Origin of the sequence: Rheinheimera pleomorphica (genome assembly GCF_011634895.1) — a bacterium.
GTDB lineage: Bacteria > Pseudomonadota > Gammaproteobacteria > Enterobacterales > Alteromonadaceae > Alishewanella > Alishewanella pleomorphica.
The window spans coordinates 652,442-677,546 of the sequence record NZ_SIRR01000003.1 but is presented as its reverse complement, the minus strand read 5'-3'; the positions used below and the strand labels follow the sequence as shown (position 1 = coordinate 677,546).

Annotated in this window: 27 protein-coding genes and 1 tRNA gene; 19 read left to right on the top strand and 9 right to left on the bottom strand. The window is 48.7% G+C overall.

The annotated features are described in order from the left end of the window. Positions 1-142 precede the first annotated feature (142 nt). The 7 genes from ygfZ (at position 143) to dbpA (ending at position 7,138) form a co-directional block, all read left to right on the top strand. Entirely contained in the window at positions 143-1,141 is a 999-nt protein-coding gene (gene ygfZ, locus EYB30_RS04300; RefSeq protein WP_166837431.1) for a tRNA-modifying protein YgfZ, read from the top strand. Positions 1,142-1,151: 10 nt separating this feature from the next. Continuing rightward, on the top strand, positions 1,152-1,637 hold the full coding sequence (locus EYB30_RS04295) for an FKBP-type peptidyl-prolyl cis-trans isomerase (RefSeq protein WP_166837429.1): 486 nt from the start codon (positions 1,152-1,154) through the stop codon (positions 1,635-1,637). Positions 1,638-1,655: 18 nt separating this feature from the next. Next, a complete protein-coding gene (locus tag EYB30_RS04290) occupies positions 1,656-2,693 on the top strand; it encodes a DUF2804 domain-containing protein (RefSeq protein ID WP_206674559.1) in 1,038 nt (345 codons plus the stop codon). A 101-nt stretch (positions 2,694-2,794) separates the two neighbouring features. Beyond that, positions 2,795-3,745 (top strand): M23 family metallopeptidase, encoded by a 951-nt coding sequence (locus EYB30_RS04285; RefSeq protein ID WP_166837427.1) that lies wholly within the window; start codon positions 2,795-2,797, stop codon positions 3,743-3,745. Then, a complete protein-coding gene (locus EYB30_RS04280; protein WP_166837425.1) occupies positions 3,649-4,083 on the top strand; it encodes a bactofilin family protein in 435 nt (144 codons plus the stop codon). The genes EYB30_RS04285 and EYB30_RS04280 overlap by 97 nt, the downstream gene beginning before the upstream one ends. Before the next feature lie 106 nt (positions 4,084-4,189). Further along, positions 4,190-5,512 (top strand): amidohydrolase, encoded by a 1,323-nt coding sequence (locus EYB30_RS04275; RefSeq protein WP_166837422.1) that lies wholly within the window; start codon positions 4,190-4,192, stop codon positions 5,510-5,512. 243 nt (positions 5,513-5,755) lie between these two features. After that, positions 5,756-7,138 carry an ATP-dependent RNA helicase DbpA gene (gene dbpA, locus EYB30_RS04270; protein WP_166837420.1) on the top strand — a complete coding sequence of 461 codons (1,383 nt, stop codon included), beginning with the start codon at positions 5,756-5,758 and terminating at the stop codon, positions 7,136-7,138. A gap of 153 nt (positions 7,139-7,291) precedes the next feature. Here dbpA and arfB read toward each other — a convergent pair whose 3' ends face one another. Beyond that, a complete protein-coding gene (gene arfB / locus EYB30_RS04265; RefSeq protein WP_166837418.1) occupies positions 7,292-7,711 on the bottom strand; it encodes an alternative ribosome rescue aminoacyl-tRNA hydrolase ArfB in 420 nt (139 codons plus the stop codon). A 187-nt stretch (positions 7,712-7,898) separates the two neighbouring features. Here arfB and EYB30_RS04260 point away from each other — a divergent pair, with 187 nt between their 5' ends. Further along, entirely contained in the window at positions 7,899-9,809 is a 1,911-nt protein-coding gene (locus EYB30_RS04260; RefSeq protein WP_166837417.1) for a propionyl-CoA synthetase, read from the top strand. A 91-nt stretch (positions 9,810-9,900) separates the two neighbouring features. Next, the gene (locus EYB30_RS04255) at positions 9,901-10,947 is read left to right on the top strand and encodes a DUF5924 family protein (RefSeq protein ID WP_174978718.1); all 1,047 of its coding nucleotides are present in this window, start codon (positions 9,901-9,903) and stop codon (positions 10,945-10,947) included. Here the strand turns inward: EYB30_RS04255 and EYB30_RS04250 are convergent. Beyond that, on the bottom strand, positions 10,925-11,161 hold the full coding sequence (locus EYB30_RS04250; RefSeq protein ID WP_166837416.1) for a hypothetical protein: 237 nt from the start codon (positions 11,159-11,161) through the stop codon (positions 10,925-10,927). The genes EYB30_RS04255 and EYB30_RS04250 overlap by 23 nt on opposite strands. A 104-nt stretch (positions 11,162-11,265) precedes the next feature. On the opposite strand from EYB30_RS04250, the gene EYB30_RS04245 reads away from it, so the two are divergent. Beyond that, positions 11,266-11,339: transfer RNA gene (locus EYB30_RS04245), tRNA-Gly, on the top strand. Between the two features lie 32 nt (positions 11,340-11,371). Here EYB30_RS04245 and EYB30_RS04240 read toward each other — a convergent pair. Both EYB30_RS04240 and EYB30_RS04235 read right to left on the bottom strand, forming a co-directional pair. Next, positions 11,372-12,319: an HAAS signaling domain-containing protein gene (locus tag EYB30_RS04240; protein ID WP_166837415.1), complete on the bottom strand. Its 948-nt coding sequence runs from the start codon at positions 12,317-12,319 to the stop codon at positions 11,372-11,374. Next, entirely contained in the window at positions 12,319-12,666 is a 348-nt protein-coding gene (locus EYB30_RS04235; RefSeq protein WP_166837414.1) for a PadR family transcriptional regulator, read from the bottom strand. The genes EYB30_RS04240 and EYB30_RS04235 overlap by 1 nt, the downstream gene beginning before the upstream one ends. 499 nt (positions 12,667-13,165) lie before the next feature. Here EYB30_RS04235 and EYB30_RS04230 point away from each other — a divergent pair, with 499 nt between their 5' ends. The 5 genes from EYB30_RS04230 to EYB30_RS04210 all read left to right on the top strand — a co-directional run bounded on the left by EYB30_RS04230 (position 13,166) and on the right by EYB30_RS04210 (position 16,894). After that, positions 13,166-13,774 (top strand): hypothetical protein, encoded by a 609-nt coding sequence (locus tag EYB30_RS04230; RefSeq protein WP_166837413.1) that lies wholly within the window; start codon positions 13,166-13,168, stop codon positions 13,772-13,774. Between the two features lie 166 nt (positions 13,775-13,940). Further along, positions 13,941-14,318, top strand: coding sequence for a MerR family transcriptional regulator (locus tag EYB30_RS04225; RefSeq protein ID WP_055648499.1), 378 nt, complete (start codon positions 13,941-13,943; stop codon positions 14,316-14,318). Positions 14,319-14,374: 56 nt separating this feature from the next. Next, positions 14,375-14,764: an organomercurial transporter MerC gene (merC, locus tag EYB30_RS04220; RefSeq protein WP_055648498.1), complete on the top strand. Its 390-nt coding sequence runs from the start codon at positions 14,375-14,377 to the stop codon at positions 14,762-14,764. Continuing rightward, on the top strand, positions 14,752-14,970 hold the full coding sequence (locus tag EYB30_RS18620; RefSeq protein ID WP_082389681.1) for a GDCCVxC domain-containing (seleno)protein: 219 nt from the start codon (positions 14,752-14,754) through the stop codon (positions 14,968-14,970). The genes merC and EYB30_RS18620 overlap by 13 nt, the downstream gene beginning before the upstream one ends. Before the next feature lie 385 nt (positions 14,971-15,355). Further along, positions 15,356-16,894 (top strand): hypothetical protein, encoded by a 1,539-nt coding sequence (locus tag EYB30_RS04210; RefSeq protein WP_206674557.1) that lies wholly within the window; start codon positions 15,356-15,358, stop codon positions 16,892-16,894. Between the two features lie 198 nt (positions 16,895-17,092). On the opposite strand, the gene EYB30_RS04205 is transcribed toward EYB30_RS04210, so the two are convergent. Both EYB30_RS04205 and EYB30_RS18495 read right to left on the bottom strand, forming a co-directional pair. Then, positions 17,093-17,974 (bottom strand): DUF5677 domain-containing protein, encoded by an 882-nt coding sequence (locus EYB30_RS04205; RefSeq protein WP_166837411.1) that lies wholly within the window; start codon positions 17,972-17,974, stop codon positions 17,093-17,095. Positions 17,975-18,051: 77 nt separating this feature from the next. Continuing rightward, positions 18,052-18,846, bottom strand: coding sequence for a hypothetical protein (locus EYB30_RS18495; protein ID WP_174978717.1), 795 nt, complete (start codon positions 18,844-18,846; stop codon positions 18,052-18,054). 698 nt (positions 18,847-19,544) lie between these two features. Here EYB30_RS18495 and EYB30_RS04190 point away from each other — a divergent pair. Continuing rightward, positions 19,545-20,315: a DNA/RNA non-specific endonuclease gene (locus EYB30_RS04190; protein WP_166837406.1), complete on the top strand. Its 771-nt coding sequence runs from the start codon at positions 19,545-19,547 to the stop codon at positions 20,313-20,315. 53 nt (positions 20,316-20,368) lie between these two features. On the opposite strand, the gene EYB30_RS04185 is transcribed toward EYB30_RS04190, so the two are convergent. Further along, complete coding sequence (locus EYB30_RS04185) at positions 20,369-20,962, bottom strand: hypothetical protein (protein ID WP_166837404.1); 594 nt, start codon at positions 20,960-20,962, stop codon at positions 20,369-20,371. After that, positions 20,962-21,681: an AHH domain-containing protein gene (locus EYB30_RS04180; RefSeq protein WP_166837402.1), complete on the bottom strand. Its 720-nt coding sequence runs from the start codon at positions 21,679-21,681 to the stop codon at positions 20,962-20,964. Before EYB30_RS04180 ends, EYB30_RS04185 begins: the two co-directional genes overlap by 1 nt. Before the next feature lie 496 nt (positions 21,682-22,177). On the opposite strand from EYB30_RS04180, the gene EYB30_RS04175 reads away from it, so the two are divergent. Further along, on the top strand, positions 22,178-22,567 hold the full coding sequence (locus EYB30_RS04175) for a DUF6957 family protein (RefSeq protein WP_166837400.1): 390 nt from the start codon (positions 22,178-22,180) through the stop codon (positions 22,565-22,567). A 299-nt stretch (positions 22,568-22,866) separates the two neighbouring features. Here EYB30_RS04175 and EYB30_RS04170 read toward each other — a convergent pair whose 3' ends face one another. Continuing rightward, positions 22,867-23,103 (bottom strand): AbrB/MazE/SpoVT family DNA-binding domain-containing protein, encoded by a 237-nt coding sequence (locus EYB30_RS04170; protein WP_166837398.1) that lies wholly within the window; start codon positions 23,101-23,103, stop codon positions 22,867-22,869. A 273-nt stretch (positions 23,104-23,376) separates the two neighbouring features. On the opposite strand from EYB30_RS04170, the gene umuD reads away from it, so the two are divergent. Beyond that, positions 23,377-23,808: a translesion error-prone DNA polymerase V autoproteolytic subunit gene (gene umuD / locus EYB30_RS04165; RefSeq protein ID WP_166837396.1), complete on the top strand. Its 432-nt coding sequence runs from the start codon at positions 23,377-23,379 to the stop codon at positions 23,806-23,808. After that, positions 23,805-25,082 carry a translesion error-prone DNA polymerase V subunit UmuC gene (gene umuC, locus EYB30_RS04160; RefSeq protein ID WP_166837394.1) on the top strand — a complete coding sequence of 426 codons (1,278 nt, stop codon included), beginning with the start codon at positions 23,805-23,807 and terminating at the stop codon, positions 25,080-25,082. The genes umuD and umuC overlap by 4 nt, the downstream gene beginning before the upstream one ends. Positions 25,083-25,105: the final 23 nt, after the last annotated feature.

Genomic DNA, 25,105 nt, shown 5'->3' with positions numbered 1-25,105 from the left:
CGTATTTCCCGCACTAAGGCAGCAACAGCTGCGACAACCGCGGCTGATTCTAACAAAAAATGTCTTGAGGGGTTGAGCTTTTGCCACTTTCCCCCAATGATAGCGGTATTGACTCACCATTAGTGTTTACCATCATCTTATTATGCATACATCCTGGTTAACCGCAGAACAATACGCTACGTTAAGCTCTCAGGTTCAGGGCGCCTTTATTGCGCCTTTGCCGGCTTTTGACAGCCTGCTGGTGCAGGGACCGGACAACCGCAAATACCTGCAGGGCCAAACCACCTGCGATTTAGATACACTAAACGGGCAGAACTTTTTGCATGGCGCCCACTGTGACGCTAAAGGCAAGATGTGGTCACAGTTTTATCTGGCCTCTGTCCCAACAGCAGAAGCTGAGCAGCTGATTGTGATAGCCTTTCGTGATGAACTGAGCGCCTCAACTACGCAGTGGAAAAAATTTGGCGTGTTTTCCAAAGTCAGCTTTGACGCTGGCCAGCAGCATTACGCCATTTTTGGCATCAGCGCTACGCCGGGCACTGACAGCAGTCAGCTAAGCGCCCTTATCACAAAATTAGGTTTTGACCGGCCACAGCCCGGCCAGCTTAACCGCCACAATGGTGCTATGTTGCTGGCACTGGCCGAGGATCATTTTATCTTGCTGCAACCGGTTGCGCAGGCCCAACAACTGCTGCAACAGGCGTTGCCGTTTGCCGCCCCTAACGCCTGGCTGGCACAACATATTCAGCGCGGTTTTAGTTATCTGGAACAAGCATTAATTGGCGAGTTTGTGCCACAAATGCTTAACTTACAGGCACTGAACGCCATTAGCTTTACCAAAGGCTGTTATATTGGCCAGGAAACCGTAGCCCGGCTGAAATACCGTGGTGGCAATAAACGCGCGGCATATATACTGCACGGCCAAAGCGCAGAGTTACCCGCAGCCGGCACTGATATCGAAATACAACTGGGTGAAAACTGGCGCCGGAGTGGCCAGGTTGTCAATGCAGCCAATATCAATAACCAACTCTGGTTACTGGCTGTGTTACCTAACGACATAACACCGGCAGACACATTACGGCTTGGCAGTGACAGCGCAGCGTTATTGCAGCTGATGCCGTTACCTTATTCGTTAACTTAAAGAGGTTTTCATGACCATTTCTCAGGACAAAGTTGTCGCCATGCACTACACCGTTACCGATCCTCAGGGTAACGAGCTGGACTCTTCCGCCGGCGGCGAGCCTTTAGTCTTCTTATTTGGCCACGGTTCATTGATCCCGGGTTTAGAGCAGGCTCTGGCTGGCAAAAGCGCCGGCGACAAATTTAAAGCCAATATCGCAGCGGCCGATGCCTACGGCGAGCGCCATGATGCGCTAACCCAGGCGGTGCCTAAATCAATGTTTGACGGTATGGACGTTGCTGTTGGCATGCGTTTTCGTGCCTCAGGCCCGGACGGTCGCGAGCAGTCTGTTATCGTACTGGAAGTCACCGAAGACGAAGTGGTTGTCGATGGCAATCATCCGCTGTCCGGCATCGATCTAACCTTCGACGTTGAAGTGGTACTGGTGCGTGACGCCACCAGCGAAGAGCTGGACCACGGCCACGTGCACGGCATCGATGGCCACGCGGGTCACTAAACTCCGGCCTCTGCGGCAGTGTCTGCTGACACTGCCGGTTATCCGCCAATGACACTGCCCGATAACCTGCTGATCAGTCACAGCGGCCAGCCACGCTTTGGCCATTTTGACACACCAATCACCGAGCTTGGTCTGGCGCAGTTTCGCTATCGCACAATAATGGATAAACCGGCCTCAATGCTGGCCAGGCACCTGCATTATAAACAGTTTCAGTTTGTCAGCATTTGCCACCCGGATTGGCAAATTGGTATTGCCATCGCTGATATCCGCTATCTGGCCAGCGCCTTTTGCTATCTGTTTGACCGGCGCACCGCGCACTTTGAAGAAATTGAACTGCTAAAACCGCTGAGCCTGGGCGTTAGCATGAGCCGTTCGCCAACCGCGGGCAGCGCCAGCATCGCTGGCAAACAACGTATTAGCCTGACACCTCAAGACTATAACTGGCATCTTAGCCTGAGCGGTAATCTGCTACAGGGTGAACTCTGCCTGCTTGGTGCGCCAGATGCATCGGCGCTGGCGCTGTGCACGCCAACCGGCTACAACGGCTGGACCTACACACAGAAACACAATGCATTGCCACTAACGGGTCAGCTACAGTACCGTGGCCGCGAACTGGATTTAACCCAGGCGCTGGGCGGTTATGATTTTTCGGCCGGCTATATGCGCCGCGAAACCAGCTGGCGCTGGGGCAGCATCAGTGCGCATCTGCCACAGGGTCGCTTTGGCTTAAACCTGGCCTGCGGCGTCAACGAAACCGGCACAACGGAAAACTGCCTGTGGTTAAATGGCCACAAACAGCGGCTACCGGCAGTTAATATCGCGCTGGATCGGCAACAAGATACCGCCCCCTGGCATTATCACAGCGAAGATGGCAGGGTGGCGCTGCAATTTACGCCGCAGCAAAAACGTCAGCAGCAACTTAATCTGGGATTATTGGCGAGTAATTTTCGCCAGTACTGCGGCGTATTTTCGGGTGCTATTACGCTACAAAGCGGTGAAAAACTGATTTTAGATCAAGTACCCGGCCTGGCAGAGGACCATTTTGCCCGCTGGTAACAGCCTGTTAGCACTGGCAGTAAATTCTTGACAGAGACAGCAAAGCCCCCTATTTTTAGCCCCCTGAGCAATCCACAACCATTGAGCGAACACTGGCCTGAATGAAAGATCGTATTATCATTTCTGTTTCGACAATCAATGGTAGCCGCCATTTTAATGTCAGTAAGCTGTTCAAACGCAACGCCATTATTGCTATGTGGCTGTTATTGTTTGGCCTGGTGATCACCGCCGCAGTTATCGAGTACCTGCTGCGCAGCGTTGAACAAAGCCAGGCGCAGCGTGCCCATTTGGCGGTGCAGGCCAGCACCTTACGCGACGAAATTGCCGCCTTGCAAAGCAATAAAACCCAGCTGGAGCAAGAGCTCAGCGTCAAGCAAGATGAAATGCTGCAGGTGATTAACCGTGTCGGTGAAATTGAACTGGCGCTGGGGCTGGAGCAGCAATATCCACAAAACCTGGAAAACCGGCTGGACACTGCCTCGGTGAACTCCGTCGCGCGGCAAACCATGTTACAACTGGTCCCCAACGGCTCGCCGCTGGAATTTAGCCGCCGCTCGTCACGTTTTGGTCTGCGCGAGCACCCTATTGTTGGTAAACAGCAACACCATAAAGGCGTTGATTTGTCGGCCAACCGTGGCACCGCCATTTATGCGCCAGCCGACGGTGTTGTTGAGGTGGTACGTAGCAGTAAACAGGGCTTTGGTAATTTATTAAAAATCCGCCATGCCTTTGGCTTTTCTACGCTGTATGCTCATCTGGACCAGTTTAAAGTTAAACCAGGCCACTTTGTGCACAAAGGCGAGCTGATCGCCACATCGGGTAATACCGGCTTATCGACCGCACCACATTTGCATTATGAAGTACATTTCCTTGATCGGGCGCTTAACCCCCAGAGCTTTATGGACTGGGATGCCACTAACTTCGATCTGGTGTTTGAAAAGGAAAGGAGCATTAAATGGGATTCTTTAGTAAGCATGCTGGAAACCAAGGCAAGCACGCAGTTACAACTGTCATCGCACAAGGATGTTCAGTTAACGGCAACCTCAGATTAAGCTGCGATATACAGGTTGACGGTTATGTCGAGGGCAAAATTGTCAGCGACAAAACCCTGATCATCAGTGCCTCTGGCCGGGTAAAGGGTGAAGTTACCGCCGACAAAATTATTATTAATGGTTTGTTTGACGGCGAATGCTACGCCAACAGCGTTGAAGTGCTGCCACAGGGCAAAGCCCATGGCGTGATCCACTGCGACGATTTAAGCATTGAACGTGGCGGCAGCTTTCTGGGTAAAACCCTGCCCACTTCGTCAGAGCACGTTATCAGCCTGCCTAAAGACGAGCCAGCGGCCAAAACGCTGCAACAAAAAGCCGACAGCGAAAAAGCCGGTTAACCCACCGGCCTTACCATCTGACGCAGCAACCAAACGCCAAGGCTGGTTTTTTTAGCCACATCAGGTTAGCTTTAAGGTTCTTTAGCAACCTGAGCGCAGCCTTACCATGAAAAAAACACTACTGGCTACCCTACTTAGCCTCAGCAGCTTTACCGCTTTGGCGTCGGCTGATTTAACCAGCTTAATTCAGCAAGATTACCAACAACATTTAGCACCATTATTTAAACACTTCCACCAGCACCCGGAACTGTCACACATGGAAACCCAAACCGCCAAGCGGCTGGCCAAAGAGCTGCGCGCCGCCGGCTTTGAGGTAACCGAAGGGGTTGGCAAAACCGGGGTGGTTGCCATGCTGAAAAACGGCCCCGGCCCTTTAGTGATGATGCGCGCCGACATGGATGGCCTGCCGGTGCAGGAAAAGTCAGGATTGCCTTATGCCTCTGTTGCTAAACAAACCGACTGGGATGGCAACGACGTATATGTCATGCATGCCTGTGGCCATGATGTGCATATTACCAGCCTGGTCGGTACCGCGCGGCGAATGGCAGCGATGAAAGATCAGTGGTCCGGCACGCTGATGCTGGTAGGTCAGCCGGCTGAAGAACGGGTTGGCGGCGCCAAAGGCATGATGGAAGACAATATCTGGGGCCGTTTCGGCCAGCCAGACTATGCCTTGGCATTTCATGTGTCCTCTGAAATTGAAGCCGGTAAAATTGTCGCCGTTGAAGGCTCACCCTATTCTGGCGTCGACACCGTTGATATCACAGTGCACGGTATTGGTGCCCATGGTGCCAGCCCGCACCGCGGTAAAGACCCTATCGTGCTCGGTGCACAAATTGTGCTGGCGCTACAAACCATTGTCAGCCGGGAAATAGCACCGAAAGAGCCGGCGCTGATCACCGTGGGCGCTTTCAACAGTGGTACTAAGCACAATATTATTTCGGATAAAGCCCATCTGCAGTTAACCGTGCGTAATGATAGCTGGGAAACCCGCGAGTACTTAATGGCCGCCATCAAACGCGTAGCCGAAAACCTTGGCCGCGCCGCCGGTTTGCCGGAAGATAAACTGCCCGAAGTGCGCATAACCGATGAGCCGACACCACCAACGGTAAATGATATTCCACTGACGCAACGGCTGAAAAAAGCCTGGGCCGCGAATATGGGCCAGCCGGTGTTTGACGAAAACTACAAACGTTTGGGCATGGGCGCAGAAGACTTTCCGTTTTTTACCACTGAGCCTTATATCCCCAGCACCTACTTTGCCGTAGGCGGCACCCCGGCCGAGGCCTTTGCCGCCGAAAAGGCCGGTGGCCCGGCGGTGCCCAGCCATCACAGTCCGCTGTTTAAAATCAGCCCGGAGCCTGCTGTGACCAAAGGCGTAGAAGCCACCGTGATTGCGCTGCTGGATTTAATGCCGAAGCAGAAGTGATACAGAGTTACATTTGAGCGTAATCGGTTTGTTCTAAGCTAACCGTTGAAGGCAAGGATGCCTGAGTCGAGCCTACAGGGATGTATTCACGGCGTGTTAGTGTGAACAAACCGATGAAAGCGATCCAACTAGTATAATGCTGTTTTTTTCAGCAGCGACAGGTGCATTTGCATTGCTTTCTGCTACAATGCCGCCCCTTTTGCAGGCTATGGCCCGCAGTATTATGTTTTGCGGAGCGCCAGCATGAGCAATACCCCTTTTTCCAGTCTGAATTTACCCGATGCTTTAGTCAGCAACCTGACCGATTTAGGCTACAGCAGCATGACCGAGATCCAGGCGCAGGCACTGCCGGCTATCCTGGCCGGTAAAGATGTTATCGGCCAGGCAAAAACCGGCTCGGGTAAAACCGCGGCCTTTGGTTTGGGCCTGCTGGCAAAGCTAGACGTCAAGTATTTCCGCGTCCAGGCATTAGTGCTCTGCCCCACCCGTGAGCTGGCCGATCAGGTGGCGGCAGAACTGCGCAAACTGGCGCGCAGTATTCACAATATTAAAATTCTTACCCTGTGTGGTGGTGTGCCTATTGGTCCGCAAATTGGCTCACTGGAGCACGGTGCCCATATTATTGTCGGCACACCGGGCCGGGTAATTGACCACTTAGATAAAGACCGTTTACGGCTGGACGATTTAACCACCTTAGTATTAGACGAAGCCGACCGCATGCTGGAAATGGGCTTTAGCGCCGATTTAGACGCCGTTATTGCCAAGGCGCCCACCGCACGGCAAACCTTGTTATTTAGTGCCACTTACCCCAGCGCCATTGCTAAGTTAAGTGAGCGGTTACTACGCACACCCGTGCGGATCACGGTACAGCAGCAGCACAACACCAGCAGTATCGAACAACGCTTTTATCAGCTAAGCCATAACAACGATCGGCTGCAGGCATTACGTACTTTGCTGCTTAATTATCAGGGCCAAAGCAGTATGGTGTTTTGCAATACCAAGCGCGAAACCCAGGACGTGGCTGATGCCCTGCACGACTATGGCTTTAGCGTGTTGGCGCTGCATGGCGATATGGAGCAAAAAGACCGCGATCAAACACTGGTGCAGTTTGCCAACGGCAGCGCCTGTATTTTAGTGGCCACCGATGTTGCCGCCCGCGGTTTGGACATCAGCAGTGTTGATGCGGTATTTAATTATCAACTGGCACATGATGCCGATACGCATACCCATCGCATTGGCCGCACCGGTCGCGCCGGCCAGAGTGGGATGGCGCTAAGTTTATTTACCGCCAGTGATGCGGCTAAACTTATTCCGCTAGAGGATGGCTTGGGCATTAAAATTGATGCCAGCGAACTGCCCGCGGTGGATATGGCAACACAGTCACCAGCCAAACCATTAATGGCAACGTTGCAGCTGGATGGCGGTAAAAAGCATAAAATTCGCGCCGGTGATATTGTCGGTGCCCTGACAGCCAGCAAGCAGCTGACTAATGACGATTTAGGCAAAATTCAGCTGCACGATATCTGGAGCTTTGTCGCCGTAAAACGCAGTAAATTAAAACTGGCGCTGCAGCTTATTCAGCAAGGCAAAATTAAGGGCAAAAGTATTCGCGCCCGGGCATTGTAAGAACGACGAAGATATTTACCTATGGGAGAGCCGGTTTGCCCTAAGCGAACCGTTGAAGGCATGGATGCCTGAGTCGAGCCTACAGGGAGGTATTCACGGCGTGTTTGCGTGGGCAAACCGGCTCGTGCATAAACCTCATTACCATTGTTTACACTAGACCTGTGGTTTGCCCTGACGCAAGGCCTTAGTAGCACCACGCTGCTTTTTATGCTCCAGCCGCCGCTGCTGGCTGCCGTAGGTGGCCTTGGTAGCAATACGCTTTTTCGCTACCCGCCCGGCCGATTGCACCAACGCAATAAACTGCGCCAAGGCCTGTTCACGGTTCATTTCCTGGCTGCGGCTTTGCTGACATTTAATAATAATTTTGCCGCTTTGCGTAATGCGATGGTCTGATTTTGCCAACAGCTTGTCTTTATAAAACTGCGGCAGGCTACTGGCATTGATATCAAAAATCAGCTGAGCCGCTGTCGACACTTTGTTGACATGCTGGCCACCGGCACCGCTGGAGCGGATAAACTGCCATTCCAGTTCGTTGTCGTTTAACAGCACGCTGTTTGAAATATGAATCGCCATTGCCGCCCGCTACTTTGCTACTGTGATAAGCGGATCAGACCATAAGCACCGCACAGATACAAGTTTAGCCAGCAATAAGCTCACACCTAAGCCTAAAGTCTATGCACCTTAAGTCTAAGTTCGTGATCAGCAATTTTTCGCTACAGTATAGGCATAGAGGTTTAGTCTGTTTGGTGCGGAGATCCCAATGACAACACAGTCCCAAAGTCGGTATCAGCAAAGTTACCAACAATCGATAGCAACACCGGAAAGCTTCTGGCAACAACAAGCGGCACAACTGAATTGGTATAAAGCGCCCCACACGATATTACAGCAACAGGATAGCCACCATTATCAGTGGTTCAGTGACGGCGTATTAAATACCGCCTATCTGGCACTGGACAGCCATATAGAGCAAGGCCGTGGCGAGCAAACGGCACTAATTTACGACTCACCGGTCACCAACACACAACAGCGCTTCAGTTACCGCCAGCTGCGCGACGAAGTGGCCCAATGTGCCGGTGTGTTAAAAGCACTCGGCGTCAGCAAAGGCGACCGGGTGGTGATCTATATGCCGATGATCCCCCAGGCCGCTATTGCTATGCTGGCCGTGGCTCGTTTAGGTGCGGTGCACTCGGTGGTATTTGGTGGCTTTTCTGCCCATGAACTGGCACTGCGCATTGATGATGCCAAACCCAAAGTGGTGGTGAGTGCCTCTTGTGGTATCGAGATCAGTAAAATTATTGCTTACAAACCCCTGCTGGATGATGCGATAAATAAAGCGCAGCATAAACCTGAGCACTGCGTTATTTATCAGCGGCCACAGCTGCTGGCCGATATGCAAAACGGCCGCGATCTGGACTGGCAAAAAGCGATGTTAAAAGCCGAGCCGGCCGGCTGTGTGCCGGTTAAAGCCACCGATCCGCTGTATGTGCTGTACACCTCAGGAACCACCGGCAAACCCAAAGGTGTAGTACGCGACAACGGCGGCCACGCAGTAGCGTTACATTACAGCATGCAGGCGGTGTATAACGCTAAACCGGGTGATGTATTCTGGGCCGCCTCCGACGTCGGCTGGGTGGTGGGGCATTCGTACATCGTCTATGCGCCGTTAATTGCTGGCTGCACCAGCATTTTATATGAAGGCAAGCCGGTGTTTACCCCCGACGCCGGTGCCTTCTGGCGGGTGTGTGCACAGTACAAGGTAAATATTTTATTTGCCGCGCCAACAGCGTTTCGGGCGATCCGCAAAGAAGACCCCGAAGCCGCGCTGCAACAGTACGATTTATCGGCGCTGCGCACCATCTTTATGGCAGGCGAACGCCTAGACCCCGCCACTTATCAGTGGGTGGTGGATAAACTGCACAAGCCGGTAATAGACCACTGGTGGCAAACCGAAACCGGCTGGCCAATAGCCGCCAACCCGGCCGGGCTTGAACTTATGCCGGCTAAACCGGGCTCGTCCACGTTACCGGTGCCTGGCTTTAATGTGCATATTCTCGACGAGGCCGGCCAGCCGGTCAAAGCCAATGAGCAAGGCTATATTGCGCTTAAACTGCCATTGCCACCAGGCTGCCTAACCACTATCTGGGGCAATGACGAGCGCTTTGTTGATGGCTACCTGGCCAGCTTCCCCGGTTATTATGCCAGTGGTGATGGCGGCTACATTGACGATGACGGTTATTTATTCGTGATGGGCCGCACTGATGATGTGATCAACGTGGCTGGTCATCGCTTGTCTACCGGCGAAATGGAGCAAATTGTTGCCAGCCACCCGGCTATTGCCGAATGCTGTGTGATTGGCATTCCCGAGCCGATTAAAGGCCAGCAGCCGCTGGCGCTGGTTCTGATTAAAAATGGCATTGACGTAGATGAAACCATTTTAGAAGCCGAGCTGGTGGCAATGGTGCGTGAGGAAATCGGTGCCCTGGCCTGCTTTAAAAAAGCGGTCATCGTGAAACGTTTACCCAAAACCCGCTCCGGCAAAATACTGCGTAAATTGCTTAGGCAAATTGCCGATGGCAGCCAGTACTCAGTGCCGTCAACCATCGACGACCCGGCCAGCCTGCCGGAAATCGCTGAACTGATGCAGGCTCGGGGGCTGGTTAACGGCGGCTAAGGTAACGTATTCATGGCGCCTGATGCCGGTAAGCCGGCATTCAGCGTGCTGTGCTACAGTGTAACCACTGTATCACTTCTAATAAGCCCCCGTGATAGCCGCCAAAAGCCTGCTCACTCGTTGCACTCAAGCCATGCAACGCCGTCCCGGCCTAATGGCTGTGCTGGCGTTCTTCTCAGGCGTTGCCAGTTTCTTTCTGGTGGAACGCAAAGAAGCCCTGGCCCAGCTTATCGCCGTGTTACTGTTACTAAGCTGGCTTTGGTTCTGGCTGGATAACTGGCTGCACGAACGGATACAGCAGCGTTTCGGCGTTACTATTCCCGCTACCGCCGAGCGTTTTGCCCTGCAGCTGGTGCATCAGGAAAGCCTGTTTTTTGCATTGCCGTTTTTCCTTGCAGCTACCAGTTGGGATCACGCGCAGGCCGGCTTTACCCTGCTGATTATCGCCTGCGCGCTAATCTCGGTGATTGACCCTGTGTACTACAAAAAGCTCGCGCCCAGGCGCACCTTATTTGCGGTATTCCATGCCTTTGCCCTCTTTGTGGTGCTGCTGGTTATTTTGCCGGTGTTGCTGCAGCTTAGCACCAGCCAAAGCCTGGCCACTGCCCTTATTTGTGCTGCAGCCTTTAGCTTACCTGCGCTGGGTCGCTTACTGCCAAATGGCCGTTGGTGGCGCCTGCCCTGCTTACTGCTGCTTTTAGGTGCACTGGGGCTGCTGCTATGGCAACTGCGCAGTGCTATTCCAGCCGCCGCTTTACGTTTAACCAGCATTAGCCTGACGCAGCAGCTAGACACCGAGCAACGTAAACCGGGGCGCAGCATCACAAGCGTCGACGAAACCAGCCTGCATCAGCAGGGGCTTTATAGTTTTACCGCTATTAAAGCACCGCGCGGCCTACGCGAAGCCATCTATCATTTATGGATACATAACGGTAAAGAGGTCGACCGGATAAAACTGGACATTAGCGGCGGGCGCGCTGGCGGTTATCGTGCCTGGAGCCGAAAACAAAACTTCCCGGCCCGTGCGGTCGGTAAATGGCAAATCAAAGTAGTCACAGCATCTGGTCAGTTAATCGGTATCAACCGTTTTGTGGTAACGCCAGCGCCAGCACGCACTACAGCACCGGCGGATGCTTAACCGGCTTTTTACAGTGCCGTTTCAGCAACTGCTCCAGCTCTCGCAGTTGCTGCTGCAACCGGGCACCATGCTCTGCATTGTAAGGCTGGCGCAGCTGTTTGCGCAGCTCCAGCCGCTGAGCATTCAGTGTTTGACATTCAGCCTGGCTAAATTGCGGCGCTGCCAGCGAAATACACGGTAAACAAGCCAACAACAGCACTAGCACTAATCGCATCGTCAGTTCTCAATATCAATCATCTCCACGTAGCATGTTACACCATCACTTGCCAGACTGCAGTTGACGGCTGACATAGCAGAACAGTATCTTAGCAACACCCTGCGGGTGTAGTTCAATGGTAGAACGAAAGCTTCCCAAGCTTTAGACACGGGTTCGATTCCCGCCACCCGCTCCAGCGGCTGCCGGTTGACAGCCGCTGATACGCCGTTAGCTTAACCGACGCAGCCGCCATATATCGCGCACCACTTCCCACAGCGGAACTAGCGCCGTAATCACCAGGCTATAAACTGCAGCGCGCTCCAGCTGATGTAAGTCAAATACGCCTTGCCATATTTTAAGCTCTGGGTTTATCAGTGGACTACTGGCAGTCAGGAGCAATATCACCAAGACAAAAGATGCATTTATCAGGATATTCGCCATAAGCAGGTTGCGGCTCCAAAACCGCTTACGCAGTTGCCACAGGCTGTTAGCAATACCCAGCAATGCCAGTGGGCTGGCCCATTTGAGGAGTTGATGCGCATTGTCAGTAAACAAAAACCGGCTGTTGGCCAATTGCTCTGCCGACAGCCACAGCGGGTACCAGATTACGATCAGCAAAAACAGATAGGTTGCCAGGTCGCTGAAAATATCCTGCAACGCAATATGCTGCCAGTGCGGTCCTACTTTTGGCAGTTGTGCTGGTTGCCAGCTTTGTTCACACTGACTGTGTTGCCGGGGCTGATACCGCGACATCAACCAAAACGCCAGCGTAATACTGGTAAAGCCAAACACCACGTCCTGTATAAAACCGCTGGCTAAACTTTTTATAAAAAGTAAAAAGCTCATCTGACTGCTGCCTAACCAGGCCGACGTGCTATCTACCACCTGCAGTAAAAACAAAACGCCCAACACCATAAACAAGGTGTTTTTATACAACGACATATAACCCGCGCTTATCAACGGCTGCGGCGGTGCAAACTGCTGAGCTACCGTGCGCGGGTGGCCCATCTGCTGCAGTAAATTAGCAATATCTGCCTCGCTGAGTTCGCCCTGTTGCTCTGCCAGCGCATCCAACTGATCCATAATATTCGCCGTTAACTCACGGCCAATTTCATCGCGCTTGGCGTCGGGCAACTCGCGCTGTACCGCAGCAATATAACGTTTTACCAGTTCCATTATTTTATCTCCTGTAATGCGCTGCCAAGTAAGCTGCCCAGCGCGCTGTTTAGCTGCTGCCATTCTTCAGTTAACTGATCAAGTAACTGCGCGCCAAGCTCAGACAGCTGATAATAACGGCGCTCGCGGCCTTCGCCCTGGCGCCATTCGCTGTTCAATAACGCTTGCTCAGCTAAACGCCGCACCAGTGGGTACAAGGTACCTTCGTCAATATCTATACCGCCGTCCTGCAACTGTTTGCGCAGCGAATAGCCGTAGTGCGGCTGTTTCAGTGAGGCCAGTACGGCCAACACCAGCACGCCCCGGCGCAGCTCCAGCCGCATTTTGTCTAATTGTGCTGAGGTCATAGCTTTGTCCTTTATACTGTGCCACACATACTGTGTATCACACAGCAATATACTAGGCATCACACAGTATAAAAGCAAGCAAATCGCTGAAATAAACCACGAAATGTTGAGCGTCAGATAATTCTGGAATCCAGTTTTAACGGTGAGGAGTTTTTGCTGTTCTGTCAGGCTGGATTTCGCACTCTGACCATTTACAAATTTAAGAATGCTCAGGATGAGGGTAATTCGATAGGAGAGGTGGGTTTAAATTTCGAGAAAGTAAAATTCGAAATGTCTGCTTTGAGCGAATAACGGAAGTTCAATGGAATTTTGTCCCACCCTAATAATCCCGATTGAGGATGCACTTCATAACACCTGAGTACTTTTTCAGTTTTAACACCAGCTCGCTTTAATCTGGATCAGAAGTTAATTGTTGACAGGTCTTATTTGTTTTGTGAATGTGCATGCATATTTAGGGATATTAAGGTTGAAAATTCTACATCGCTAATGGATATCTAAAATGAAAGATTCATTTTTCTATACTCTGATTTTGGTACTAGTTTTTTTTGCAGGGGCTGTGACAGCTTTCTCATGGGATATATCTCTTAGCAATTTAGCAAACTACGCGTCAATTTTGTCTGCCTTAATATCACTCGGAGCTGTCATATTTGCAGTTCATACAGTCAGTGTGTGGAAGAAGCCTCTGAAACTAGAAATTACACTAGAGAGTACTTTGGTCGGCAGAAAGTTGTATAGCCACCTGACTTCGCTGTCTGTCCAAATTTTTGAGTCACTTGATGAAAATATAGACATTCAAGAAAAGGTTTTTTCAAGCATTACCAAAGAAATCGATGCCAACTCAGGTTTACTCGATCAGGTATTATTCAACAGATACACCCTAACACATAAAAAAACCGCAAATTTTCTCCTTATGGAACGAGCTGCCATGTCTTTAAGTTTCGCTATGCACGACCTTGAAATAATAACCAAAAGACATTATCCAGCTACTGATGAAGTCTTAAATAATCGATTAAATCAAATTCGAGATTCAATCGACTCTTTCATAATTTTGCTTAACAACCATCGAAAAGACTTACAAGCTCAAGTTGAAAGTTTAAGCGTACAATAACCGTACTACCTGCACTGTTTCATGTAAAACGATAAACTGCCAAGGCCGCTTTTGGCACTTAGCTGCCTGGCAACCGAGGTCTACTGTCGGGAATGAGCGATTATCGGAAGTTCAGCTTTTGTCTAATAATGTTAAAATGATGCTAGTTGTTTAAGAGAATCTACTTATGAAAACCATTGGAAAGCTGGCTAAAGAACTAGACATTAACGTAGAAACAGTCCGATTCTATGAACGTAAAGGGATTATCGTGCAGCCACCAAGACCTGATAATGGTTATCGTATATATGACAAAACTCACATCAATCAACTTAAATTCATATTAAAAGCTAAAGCTTTGGGCTTTACACTTGATGAAATCGCTTCACTCATGTCTATGAGTGGAAACTGCGCTGATGTCGAATCGATGGGGTTACACAAGCTTGAGCTGATCCGAGAAAAAATTGCCGATTTGCAACGGCTAGAACAAGTGATTCAAGATATGACAAATTCTTGCAAAGCCAATCAAGACCCCAATTCCTGTCCAATAATAAATTCGCTCAATTAGCTGTTGACTCCGTACCCATATACGGAGTTTAAACTACCTCAAAAGTAGAGGTAATTATGATTAATAAAATTCTAGATAAAGTAGGCTCCGGTGGAGTATGGTTAGCGGCACTTAGTTGTACAGGTTGCTTTCCCGCTTTAGGCTCTCTAGCATCAGCTCTAGGGCTAGGTTTCCTGTCACATTTTGAAGGAATAGCGGTTAACACTTTATTACCGTTATTTGCTGCGCTCGCTTTATTGGTCAACTCGTACAATTGGTATCAACATAAGCATGTGGCAAGAGGCATATTAAGTGTTATTGGCCCAATTGCTGTATTACTGACCCTTTATCCGTTGTGGCAATACGATTGGAGCACTTACTTATTTTACTTTGGGATCACATGGATGGTATTTATGTCAGTGTTGGATATCGTCAAGCCTGTTAAGGAACCCGTATGCAAGGTATAGAATTAGAGTCTAAGATTACTTGTCCCGAATGCGGGTTTAGTAAGGTCGAGACCATGCCAACAAACGCTTGCCAGTGGTATTACGAATGTGAAGGATGCAAAGCGCTGCTCAAGCCGTTAAAAGGTGACTGTTGCGTATATTGTTCTTACGGGACCGTTAAATGCCCTCCTATTCAAGAAGGAAGCAGTTGCTGCAACAAATCTTAATGTCTGCTTTTGGCACTTAGCTGCCAGACAGTCTATATCTGTCGGCTGGAATGAGCGAATTGCAGTCATTCATAGCAGGGAATCTCGAAAAAAAGAATATCGGATTTCCCTTATCTGTGGACATTACTTTTTTGCAGGAACATGGCAGGTAACAATACCTAAAATAAGGTGTGGCCAAATTCAGTGTGCCATTACATTGACTACAATTGGCAGCTCGTTTCGATTGCCTCTCACAAAAAAGCACTAAATTTAGCCATTGTGACATAAATCATTATTTCTAACTTTCAGACCCTCTACAACCCCTGATATATATGGTAGTGTCAACTCATTAGCTCAAACACGCCAAACCCATGAAATGGGAATATATATAGCGCAGTGTGACATCATGGATATGATCATAGAAATTTTGAGTAAGAACGGGCCAAGTTTAAGCTCGGACATTGTGCAAGAGCTTGTTGAAAAACATCGTTTATCCTCGGTTGCCGCAAGGAAACAAGTTTCCAGAGCACGTGGAGACGTCCACAAACTTGAAGGGCTACCTCTTCCCAGGAATGTTAAGTTCGTGTACTTAAAAAAGGACTATCGGTCACCTTTTTATTGGAAGGCCCTGTACAAGGCGTTTAAAGAGACTAACTCAGCCTACTGGCACGCAATTGCCGCAGTAAAAGAACGAAATGGCATCATGCCATTTAAGCATTTCTTAATTGCATGCGGCTCACCACTTCGACAGCAAAAACACATACCACCTGAAAAAATTCTACAACGCTTAGAAATTCACGATATTTTAAAAACTGTAGAAATTGGTGGGATAGGTAAATGCATAGCCCTTGCAGAGAAAATTCAAGATGTTCCAATACTTGAGCCTGAGTTAAGAGCAAGGCTGGTTGCAGAGAAAATACTAATCAGTGCTGTTACGCAATGGGCAAAGAACTTAGGTTTGGTTAGCTTTAATTTGATTAAAAACCGAGATGAGGAAGAGCTTCCTACTGTTAGCACCACGGCATGGGACGTTTCTGGCCCATCATACATATCAGCATTGATTAATGTATCTAAAACTGACAAATCAAAGATTAAACAGGGTTTTCTTGCTTGTGACATTTTGCTTAATAAATCAGTAAGTGAAGACGGTATCAAACCATTTATCAGAAAATGCAACACACTTAGGGGGCTTTCAAACGTCGGTCGATGTATTCAAATGTTCATCGCTAATGATTACCACCAAGTTGCATTCCAGCAGGCAAAAAATGAAGGAATCTTACCTGCTACTGTAGAAACACTGTTTGGAAAGGACGTAGCACAAGGTTTAGTGTCTTTGTTAAGAACATTAGAAGGTGTTGCGCAATCGGTTTCGATAGATCCAGAGAGATTTAACACTCTATTCGACCAATTGGGAAAAATTGAAGGGGCTGTAGGTAATCTGCGTGGTGTACTATTCGAATACTTTTCAGCAAATGTCGTCGAGAAGGCTTTCAGAACTGACTCAATCAAGCTCAATCAGATCTGTAAAACTTCAGACGGGAAATCTGCTGAATCAGATATTATCGCTGTACTGAACGACGGAAAAGTTTTTTTTGTTGAGTGCAAAGGACATCAGCCTAATGGAACGGTATCAGACGAAGAAATTCAAAAATGGCTAAATACTAGAATTCCTACCCTTAGAGCATATGCCTTGAGGCACCCCGATTGGAAAGACAAGCGTCTTAGTTTTGCCATATGGACGACCGGAAAGTTTTCTGATCATTCTTTGGCGCTATTAGCTTTAGCTGAATCTAAAACCATTAAATACGAGATAAGCCATTTAGACGCCGAGGGCTTGCTGCCAGTTATTAAAAGCTGCAATGATATGGGACTTCTTAAAACTTATTTTAAGTGTTTTCTGGACTATCCACTCAAGAAGCTTGAACGCCAGTGGATCGAGTCTTGAACTTAATTACTATAGAAAAATTTAATTTGAATTCCCACATACCCACCAGAAACTTTCCGACTGTTATTGGCACTTAGCCGCCAGGCGGCTTTGGTCAACTGGCAGCAATGAGCGATTAGCAGAAATAACGCTTGAATTCATCGACCCGCGCTGCTTTTCACGCAGGTCCACTGGAATGATGGGTTAGGCTGAATTTACTCATTCACCTTCAATATCAGTAATGTTTTGTGGGGCTGCCGGAAATGCGTCGGACGGTTTGGTGCTCAAATCTAGGAGCCGATTGAAGAGTTTTTCTTCTGCCTTCAACGGTGCTTGCATATCCTGCACCCCAAAGTACGCCGCAAGATAACCACAACCAGCGTGAAGCACACCGATCAAGATTTCCTCAAGTTGACATACCGTCGCGGCCCTAAATCCGTCGGTAATTTGCTCGCCTGACTGATGAGCTGAAAAGAAGTAACTTGCTCCAAAGGGCGATCCATGAATAATTTCTGACGAAAGACTGTAGATAAGGAAATCGGCCGAGAGCAGACGTGATGCTGCTCGATGACCCGCTAACTCTCCCACCATTCTGATACGGCTGGGAACGTCAAGATTCGTCCACTTGCCTTCGCCTTTTCCGCTGAACTCAGGAAACCTTTCCGTAAGTGTCGCCTGCGGATTGGCATCTGAACGAATCTCCAGAGAAAACTCTCCACTTCCTCTCTTTCTGTTGAAATGTTTCCAAGCGGCATAGTCGATATAACGGAGAGCCCTTGATGCGACTTCATCGGACTCAGCCAGCAGGTAACTAGCGTTTAGGAAAGACTCGAATGCTGAACGAGCAACCGGATACGCATCTCGAACGGCTATTCCACTAAGCTTCGCCATGCGAAGCAGAGTTTCGAGAGATTGGCCTGCACCCATTGCTAGAAGCGTGCTAATGCGCCTTTGGCTGTCTCCGAGACTGCACACCAGCCTTTCATCTTCAAAAGTGACAGGCCCCTGAGATGCTACATATAGCGCAAGTTGAAGGAACTCCTGCTGGAGCATTGCCAACCCGCGAAGCGCGTCAATGAGCGGTAGTTCCTCGATATCCATGAGCGATGCTGCCCTTAACGTGGAGCTAAGCGGCTGCGCGCTTTTGCGCAGACCTGCATGAGCGTAGGGTTATAAGGCTACCCGCCAAGAAGCTCGGCCTCAAGGCTTGCAAGATTGAATACTCTCACCTCATATGGAAACTTTACGCCGGTAAAGATACGTTGTATTTCCTCTGTGAATTCTTGTAATGCATTGCCAGCTAAATCAGTAGCGATTGCCATGATTACAGTCATTGGCTCGACGGTGTCAGGTGGTAGCTCTTGGAGCGTCCTTTGAATTTTCACCATCGAAGAGCGTACATTTCTCAATGTTTGCGCATCTTTCAGATATTTGACTTCTACGGCAAATACCTTTTTTCCCTTCTTGGCTATCGCATCAAACAAGAACTGCGATTTGCCAGAGCGGAGCATAACTTCTTTATCGATTTCATCGAACTCTTGTGAAAGTTTGGTAATGACCAACTCTTCAGCCAGATAATGTGTTGAAGCAGAGTTTCGTCTAATTAAATCTCGATACTTGAGATCTATCTTTGCTTCTTCTGGTTCTGTGGTTTGCTGGTGCATCTCGTCAAAATTAATTTCTGCATTCAATTTCAGAAGGCGCTCTTCAGCAGTGGGCTTGCCAAACAATTTAAGAAAGTTTTCTTCGTCTTTGAAGTCTGATGGGGCATACAAGACTTTGTAGTTGAAATTAAGCGTGATAAAGAAGAGCAGAATAAGCAGCGTCGGAAAGGCCATTAAAAACCATATATATAACGCCTGGCTGTCGTCTTTTAGGAACGGGAGAACCACTGTTCCACTAACCTCCGCGAGGCCCGCAAAAATAGCGATGATAGTGAGTGGGTTACTTACTTTCTTTATTGATTCGAGCATTGTGGTTCCATGCTTAATCTAGCCTTATAACAATCTGTATTCGAAGGCTGCCAGCCCGTAATTTGAACATTTTTAAGCCTTCTTTTTTGAAGTTAACTTATACCAAACTAACGCAGATGTACCTCTATTTCTATAGGTTTTTCCTAAAACCAGTAAACATGCGGTTCGCTAGTTGTTCTTGAATTTACTAAAGCTGGACACTTGGGAATTTATCCGACGGTTTGTTCCAGTAAAACAAGTAATGTACAGGCATTTACTACAACGCCCAATGCCAGCTATTGGCACTTAACGGCTATACCTCACACATTGGCTATCGCTCACTGGCGATGTATTCTTTATTCTGAAATCAACTTTCACTCGCTAGGAATACTAGTTTAGATGAACCCCAAAATTCAGCAGCTGGGTATACGTTTAGTACCTCGCCCCAAAATCAAAGCGACCAAGTCATTGGACTTGGCTGGGCCGGAAGGCAAGCAAATTGTGCTTGTCGAGACAATGCGCGTGTTACAGATGCACGCTAAAACGTTCAAGAAGCTGGCCGATATGTAGCTAAGCTTTTTTACTTTATGCCTGTAACCGGCCTCTACAAAACTGCCAAATTTCATTCATCATTAAACTTGCCTTTGTTCATTTTTTAGTCATTATTTCGTAACGTGCTTATTGCACGCTACTGTCAGACTAATAACAAAGGCATCAACATGAAAACGATAACTGGCATTACCCTGCTTTTTACCACGCTGATTTTTAGCGCCACAACCTTAGCCGCTAACTGTGTATACAGCTGTCCAACCGGCAAATCTGGTCAAACAATTGAGCGTCCTATTTATACCCTGCATAACAACAGCAGCACCAAGTTTGCAAACTGGGTAGCGTATAAAGTAACCAAGAATACCATTGACGGCCCAAGCCGCACCCGCACTTGGCGAGCTGACCCAAATATCAACTCAGCGTATACGCTGGAGCCAGCTGATTACACTGACGCGGCCGCAGTACTTGGCACAGACCGTGGACATCAAGTGCCATTAGCCGCATTTAGCAATACCGCTTATTGGGCAATGACGAACTACTTATCAAACATCACTCCACAGTCAGCTAATTTGAATCAGGGGGCCTGGGTGAAGCTGGAGACGGCAGTTCGTAATCTGGCGCGTACTGGGCAAGATGTTTATGTTGTCACTGGCCCACTTTACGAATGGTACTTCGGCACACTTCCAAGAGCAGATGAAGGGCACACCATTCCATCCGGGTACTTCAAAGTGGTTATTACTGATAATGCAGGCTGGGTTGAAGCATCGGCATATATCATGGAGCAAAATCTCAGTCGCTCTGCAAGTTTCTGTCCACGGGAAGTGACGATTAATGAGGTGGAATCAAGAAGCGGTCTGAATATCATGCCATCTCTACCGTCTTACAAAGAGCCAGCAGTTGAAGGCCAGGTAGGTGGTTTAAAATCCGAACTAGGCTGCTAAAACTGATAAGCCCGGCTTGACGCCGGGCTTATCTTTACCTGTACCAAGAAAAGCTAAAATATCCCTGGTAAATCCCGGTCAAACTCGATACCGAAGAAGCCATGTTTATCAAACAGTGCTTTAAATGTACTCGTTGCAAACAGTCCATGCGGACCGTACATTTTGGATTTAAAAACGGCCTTACTGTCGATTGAGGCCTGCTCAAAAACGAGTGTCTCAACGCCACACTCAAAGCCATCTTCGTATCGCTTCAGTGTTTTGCTTTTGTCTTCTTCAGCAAATTGCAGGGGTACAAAAATGTACATTTGCATAAACCCTACCTGCAGCGGGAGGAACTCGCCGTCTTTGGACAACATCGACTCAAAGACGTTGAATGCCTCTTCCGATAAAATCAGGTACTTTCCCCAAAGCGACACATCCGGCACCGGTAAGCCATCTTTATACTCATCAGCCAGTTCGCAGCGGGAAGGTGTCCAACGCTCAAGCAAACTTTCGTTGGTTCTCGCCTGTCGCCTCACCAAGGACAGCCCTTCATCACCCAATATTTCTGCGAACCGAAATAAATCTAGGGAAGGAACTTCATAGGAGTTTTCAACCGGCTTAATCCGGTAAGCGACGATTACCTGCTCCATCACATCATTTTCCATTAGCCAGCCTTCCTCTGCAGAATATTTTCCGGATGAGTACCATCACGAAGTTTTCGCTTCACTGTCTGCAAGCGTGACAGAAAAACGGTCTCAGGCAAGTTATCGTTTGAAAACTGCGATGAAATCCAGGTCTCGTAGTTGAATGTGTGGATAGGCCTATGCGCAGGAGACTCTGGTGTTGCCCAATCATCAGCCGTATTTTTGGCAAAGTTTCGTAGCCAAATACCGTTAAGCGGATCGTTTATCCCAATACCAAAAGCATGCAGATTCAGGCGACTCAGTATCATTAACTGTTTGCGATGCTTCCCCGCGCCAGGGATGATGTGATGCGGTTCATGCATCGGCGTGGGTTTGGGCTCACCCACGGCCTGCAGGTTACGGGCAAGCATTTTGGTCGGGTGATGGCTCTCAGACGCCAACTCACTGAGCGACTTTTGCTTGTTTCCCTCACGGTACGCAGTGAGGTTTTCCTGCATTTTTAAGTGTGCAGCGATTTTTCTTCGCTCCAGACGCAAATGCTGCCAATCTCTGTCCCGTTTAGCAATCCGGTCAGCTTTTTGCTTCGCGGTTTCATTTGCAGGAGCCATCTTGTTTCGCCCATTATGGAACTCACTCGCTTTGAGTTCATACTGGTAAATAACCATTTCCAGCGGCGATGGATTTTCAGGCCTTACTGGCCTTGGGAAATTGACATAGTCATTTGACTGGCGCTGCTTCATGCTGTGTGTCGCTCCTGCGGGTAGCCATTGAAGAGCGTTAATTTTAGTTCGCCCCTCGCTTGATATCAACCTAAATAGCACCTAATGTTTACACATATTTAACTAAGTGGGTGCAAAAATGGAATATTCATCAGTGTCAAAGCAGGAAGCCCTTGCCATGCTGCGTGTATGGCATCGAGCCGGTCACGAATTACCCTCTCTAGCCAAAGTCTCACCGGCAAATGAAGGTAAAACTATCATCGTTCTCATCCCCGGATATCGATGCAATAACTGGTATCAGGTAGGTAAACCACACACCCGATACCGTGAGGCTATGGCCTCAATCGGGGCATTACTTGACGAGGCAAATCTCCAACAATAGCTGCTAAGGCGCAACCTGGATTGCGTACAGTCTTGAGGGGTGCTATTTTAAAATTACGGTGCCATAACCCGATTGTTCACCAACCCTTGTTGAGCAATAAAATCAATGGGTTATAGGATTATTCAGGAGAGTCCTATGAATAGCACCGTTAGTTACAAAGACTTACTTCAAATGAGTAAGGAAGAAATTAATACCTTTATCACCCAGCTTGGCCTTCCATTTTCCGACCTACCTTCATTGTTGACGAACATCAAATCATGCTATGGCGATAAGCCTTATTGCGTGGTCGGCGATTGGGAGTGGCGAGAGCAAGTTATTCCGCTGCGTAATGACAATTCCCTTAAGATTTTTTACGTCTATGCGGACTATGTCATCTCTGATGAGCAGCAGCGGTATGCCCCCGGTAGTTGGGCTCGCTCGTCACCTCTGACGGCATTGCATGATAAGTGCGTATTTGAAACCGAGAACACTCTCTATATATTGGTGAATCGCGATGTCGATGAACAATCTACTCGTGAGACGTAACTTAGCAGATTGAGTTTGCAGTGCTGGTTGAGCAGTTTGTTCTAACGCTGCGTAACCTGGTCGATTTCGACCAGGTTAGACCAAGCTGAAGCTAGTCTTTGAGTTGATAGTAACGCTTCACCCCAATAGTTACGCTTAAGCGTTACTATCATGGCCAAGCGTTACAAAAGTAGCTTAACGCAATGAAATAGCTGCATTTGCAATAATCACTAACACCAAAACCTCAGTGTCGATGAGTGATTTCAACCACCTGATTTTCAACTGATGTAATGAAGCTTTCTCAAACCTCTTGATACCCGCTACTCAGTGGTCAGCTCTTCATGGACATCGTATGAAAATACTCGGGTCAGATTTCCTGCGGCAGCGATCTCATCATCCGACAATGCCTGGTTACTATGCTTCACCATGGAAATTGATGAATGGTCGGACATTTTCTCGCATATCAATATATCGCCTACTGCTATACCGAGCTCTTTACAGATACTGTCAGGAAGTGGAACTTCGCCATTTTTGCCAAGCTTGACTGTATAACTCATATGCGCTCACCAAGATTCGCTATACCTTAAATGATAGCGCAGACTGGCGAAGCTGCGACTTTTCTCGCAGGTAACGCAATTGCCCCCAGCAGACCTCTCAATCTAAAGGGCGCTGCCCCTGGAATAACTTCGGTGTGCACGCAATCATAGACGCTATCTGTAGACTTAACGCCACACATTACGACGATCCATCTTTCCAATTTTACGCTTGTGACTTGGCATCAGCTAAAATCAATATATACTGTACATATATACAGTTTAAGGTATTGTTGTATGTCTGCTGTTTTTTTAGGGGACGCACTCCCAGGCGTCAAACTCACTATCCCTTTGTTTGCCAGTAAGATAAAGGCTGGTTTTCCCTCGCCTGCGCAGGATTATGTCGAGCGCACACTGGATTTGAATGAGCTTTGCATCCGCCACCCCAACGCTACGTTTTTCGTGCGGGTTGAGGGCGACTCGATGATAGAGGCCGGTATATATGACGGTGATGTGCTGGTAGTAGACCGCTCTATCGATGCAGAGCATGGCGATATCGTTGTAGCTGCTGTGGGCGGTGAGTTTACCGTAAAGGAGCTGTGTACCCGGCCATCCTTAATGCTGCTACCGCGAAACCCAACATATATGCCGATACGGCCACGTAATGGTGAAGAGCTGGATATCTTTGGCGTAGTGACTAACGTGATCAGGCAAATGAAGCGAAAATGAGTACCCCTGTTTTTGCGCTGGTCGACTGTAATAACTTTTATGCTAGCTGCGAAAAGCTATTCAGGCCAGATTTAGCCGATAAACCGGTAGTCGTGTTGTCCAATAACGACGGCTGCATTATCGCCCGCTCTAAAGAAGCCAAAAAGCTGGGCATTAAAATGGGTCTGCCGGTGTTTCAGGTGCGTGATTTATTGCAAAAACATCAGATAGTTGCCTTCTCGTCCAACTACGCACTATATGCCGATATGTCGCAGCGGGTTATGAACACGCTGGAAAGTCTTGCTCCTCGCGTTGAAGTGTACTCAATTGACGAAGCGTTTTTAGACTTAACCGGCATTGCTTACAGTCGAGGGCTAACCGAATTTGGCCTTGAAGTTAGGCGCATAGTGCAAAAACATATCGGCATTACTGTTTGTGTCGGTATAGCTCCCACTAAAACTCTGGCGAAACTTGCTAACCATGCAGCCAAAACCTGGCCAAAAACCGGTGGTGTGGTCGATTTAACCAGTACTGAGCGTCAACGCAAACTGCTTGGCCTGTTACCTGTAAGCGAAGTATGGGGTATTGGCGGAAAGCTAACCAAGCGCCTAGAGCAATTGGGCATTACCACTGCTCAGCAACTGGCCGATACCGACCCTAAGTTTATCCGCCAGCACTTTTCAGTGGTGGTAGAGCGCACTGTGCGTGAGCTTAATGGCGAGAGCTGCATCGCGCTGGAAGATGTAGCGCCTACCAAAAAGCAAATTGTCAGTAGCCGCGCCTTTGGCGAGCGCATTACCGATAAACAGCAAATGCGCGAGGCAATAAGTGAATACATCAGTCGGGCTTGTAAAAAGCTACGCCAGGAGCAGCAGCAAGCCAAACACCTAACGGTATTTTTACGCACCAGCCCATTTAGCGACAAAGACGCGCCTTACTCGGCCAGTAAAAGCCTTGAGCTCGATAATCCCAGCAGCGACACCCGCGTGTTTCTTGCAAGCGCCATGCGACTGCTGGATAGTCTATGGGTGAACGGTTACCGCTATGCAAAGGCCGGTGTGATGCTGGCAGATTTTTACGACCCAGGCGTGTATCAACCTAGCCTGTTTGATGAGCCGTTAGTTGTAAGAGAATCAGACCAAAAACTAATGCAGCTGATGGATACCCTCAACAGCAAACATGGCAAAACGCTGTGGTTCGCAAGCCAGGGCACTAAGCAAGAATGGGGGATGAAGCGCGAGTTACTCTCCCCCGCTTATACAACCAACTGGTGTGAATTACCGGTAGTCAGATAATGGTCAGCTTTGAGCGCCTGGGT

Coding starts and splice junctions, on each gene's coding strand:
- ygfZ (WP_166837431.1), top strand. CDS start 143: ATGCATACATCCTGGTTAACCGCAGAACAATACGCTACGTTAAGCTCT.
- EYB30_RS04295 (WP_166837429.1), top strand. CDS start 1,152: ATGACCATTTCTCAGGACAAAGTTGTCGCCATGCACTACACCGTTACC.
- EYB30_RS04285 (WP_166837427.1), top strand. CDS start 2,795: ATGAAAGATCGTATTATCATTTCTGTTTCGACAATCAATGGTAGCCGC.
- EYB30_RS04280 (WP_166837425.1), top strand. CDS start 3,649: ATGGGATTCTTTAGTAAGCATGCTGGAAACCAAGGCAAGCACGCAGTT.
- EYB30_RS04275 (WP_166837422.1), top strand. CDS start 4,190: ATGAAAAAAACACTACTGGCTACCCTACTTAGCCTCAGCAGCTTTACC.
- dbpA (WP_166837420.1), top strand. CDS start 5,756: ATGAGCAATACCCCTTTTTCCAGTCTGAATTTACCCGATGCTTTAGTC.
- arfB (WP_166837418.1), bottom strand. CDS start 7,711: ATGGCGATTCATATTTCAAACAGCGTGCTGTTAAACGACAACGAACTG.
- EYB30_RS04260 (WP_166837417.1), top strand. CDS start 7,899: ATGACAACACAGTCCCAAAGTCGGTATCAGCAAAGTTACCAACAATCG.
- EYB30_RS04250 (WP_166837416.1), bottom strand. CDS start 11,161: ATGCGATTAGTGCTAGTGCTGTTGTTGGCTTGTTTACCGTGTATTTCG.
- EYB30_RS04240 (WP_166837415.1), bottom strand. CDS start 12,319: ATGGAACTGGTAAAACGTTATATTGCTGCGGTACAGCGCGAGTTGCCC.
- EYB30_RS04235 (WP_166837414.1), bottom strand. CDS start 12,666: ATGACCTCAGCACAATTAGACAAAATGCGGCTGGAGCTGCGCCGGGGC.
- EYB30_RS04230 (WP_166837413.1), top strand. CDS start 13,166: ATGAAAGATTCATTTTTCTATACTCTGATTTTGGTACTAGTTTTTTTT.
- EYB30_RS04225 (WP_055648499.1), top strand. CDS start 13,941: ATGAAAACCATTGGAAAGCTGGCTAAAGAACTAGACATTAACGTAGAA.
- merC (WP_055648498.1), top strand. CDS start 14,375: ATGATTAATAAAATTCTAGATAAAGTAGGCTCCGGTGGAGTATGGTTA.
- EYB30_RS18620 (WP_082389681.1), top strand. CDS start 14,752: ATGCAAGGTATAGAATTAGAGTCTAAGATTACTTGTCCCGAATGCGGG.
- EYB30_RS04210 (WP_206674557.1), top strand. CDS start 15,356: ATGGATATGATCATAGAAATTTTGAGTAAGAACGGGCCAAGTTTAAGC.
- EYB30_RS04205 (WP_166837411.1), bottom strand. CDS start 17,974: ATGGATATCGAGGAACTACCGCTCATTGACGCGCTTCGCGGGTTGGCA.
- EYB30_RS18495 (WP_174978717.1), bottom strand. CDS start 18,846: ATGCTCGAATCAATAAAGAAAGTAAGTAACCCACTCACTATCATCGCT.
- EYB30_RS04190 (WP_166837406.1), top strand. CDS start 19,545: ATGAAAACGATAACTGGCATTACCCTGCTTTTTACCACGCTGATTTTT.
- EYB30_RS04185 (WP_166837404.1), bottom strand. CDS start 20,962: ATGGAAAATGATGTGATGGAGCAGGTAATCGTCGCTTACCGGATTAAG.
- EYB30_RS04180 (WP_166837402.1), bottom strand. CDS start 21,681: ATGAAGCAGCGCCAGTCAAATGACTATGTCAATTTCCCAAGGCCAGTA.
- EYB30_RS04175 (WP_166837400.1), top strand. CDS start 22,178: ATGAATAGCACCGTTAGTTACAAAGACTTACTTCAAATGAGTAAGGAA.
- EYB30_RS04170 (WP_166837398.1), bottom strand. CDS start 23,103: ATGAGTTATACAGTCAAGCTTGGCAAAAATGGCGAAGTTCCACTTCCT.
- umuD (WP_166837396.1), top strand. CDS start 23,377: ATGTCTGCTGTTTTTTTAGGGGACGCACTCCCAGGCGTCAAACTCACT.
- umuC (WP_166837394.1), top strand. CDS start 23,805: ATGAGTACCCCTGTTTTTGCGCTGGTCGACTGTAATAACTTTTATGCT.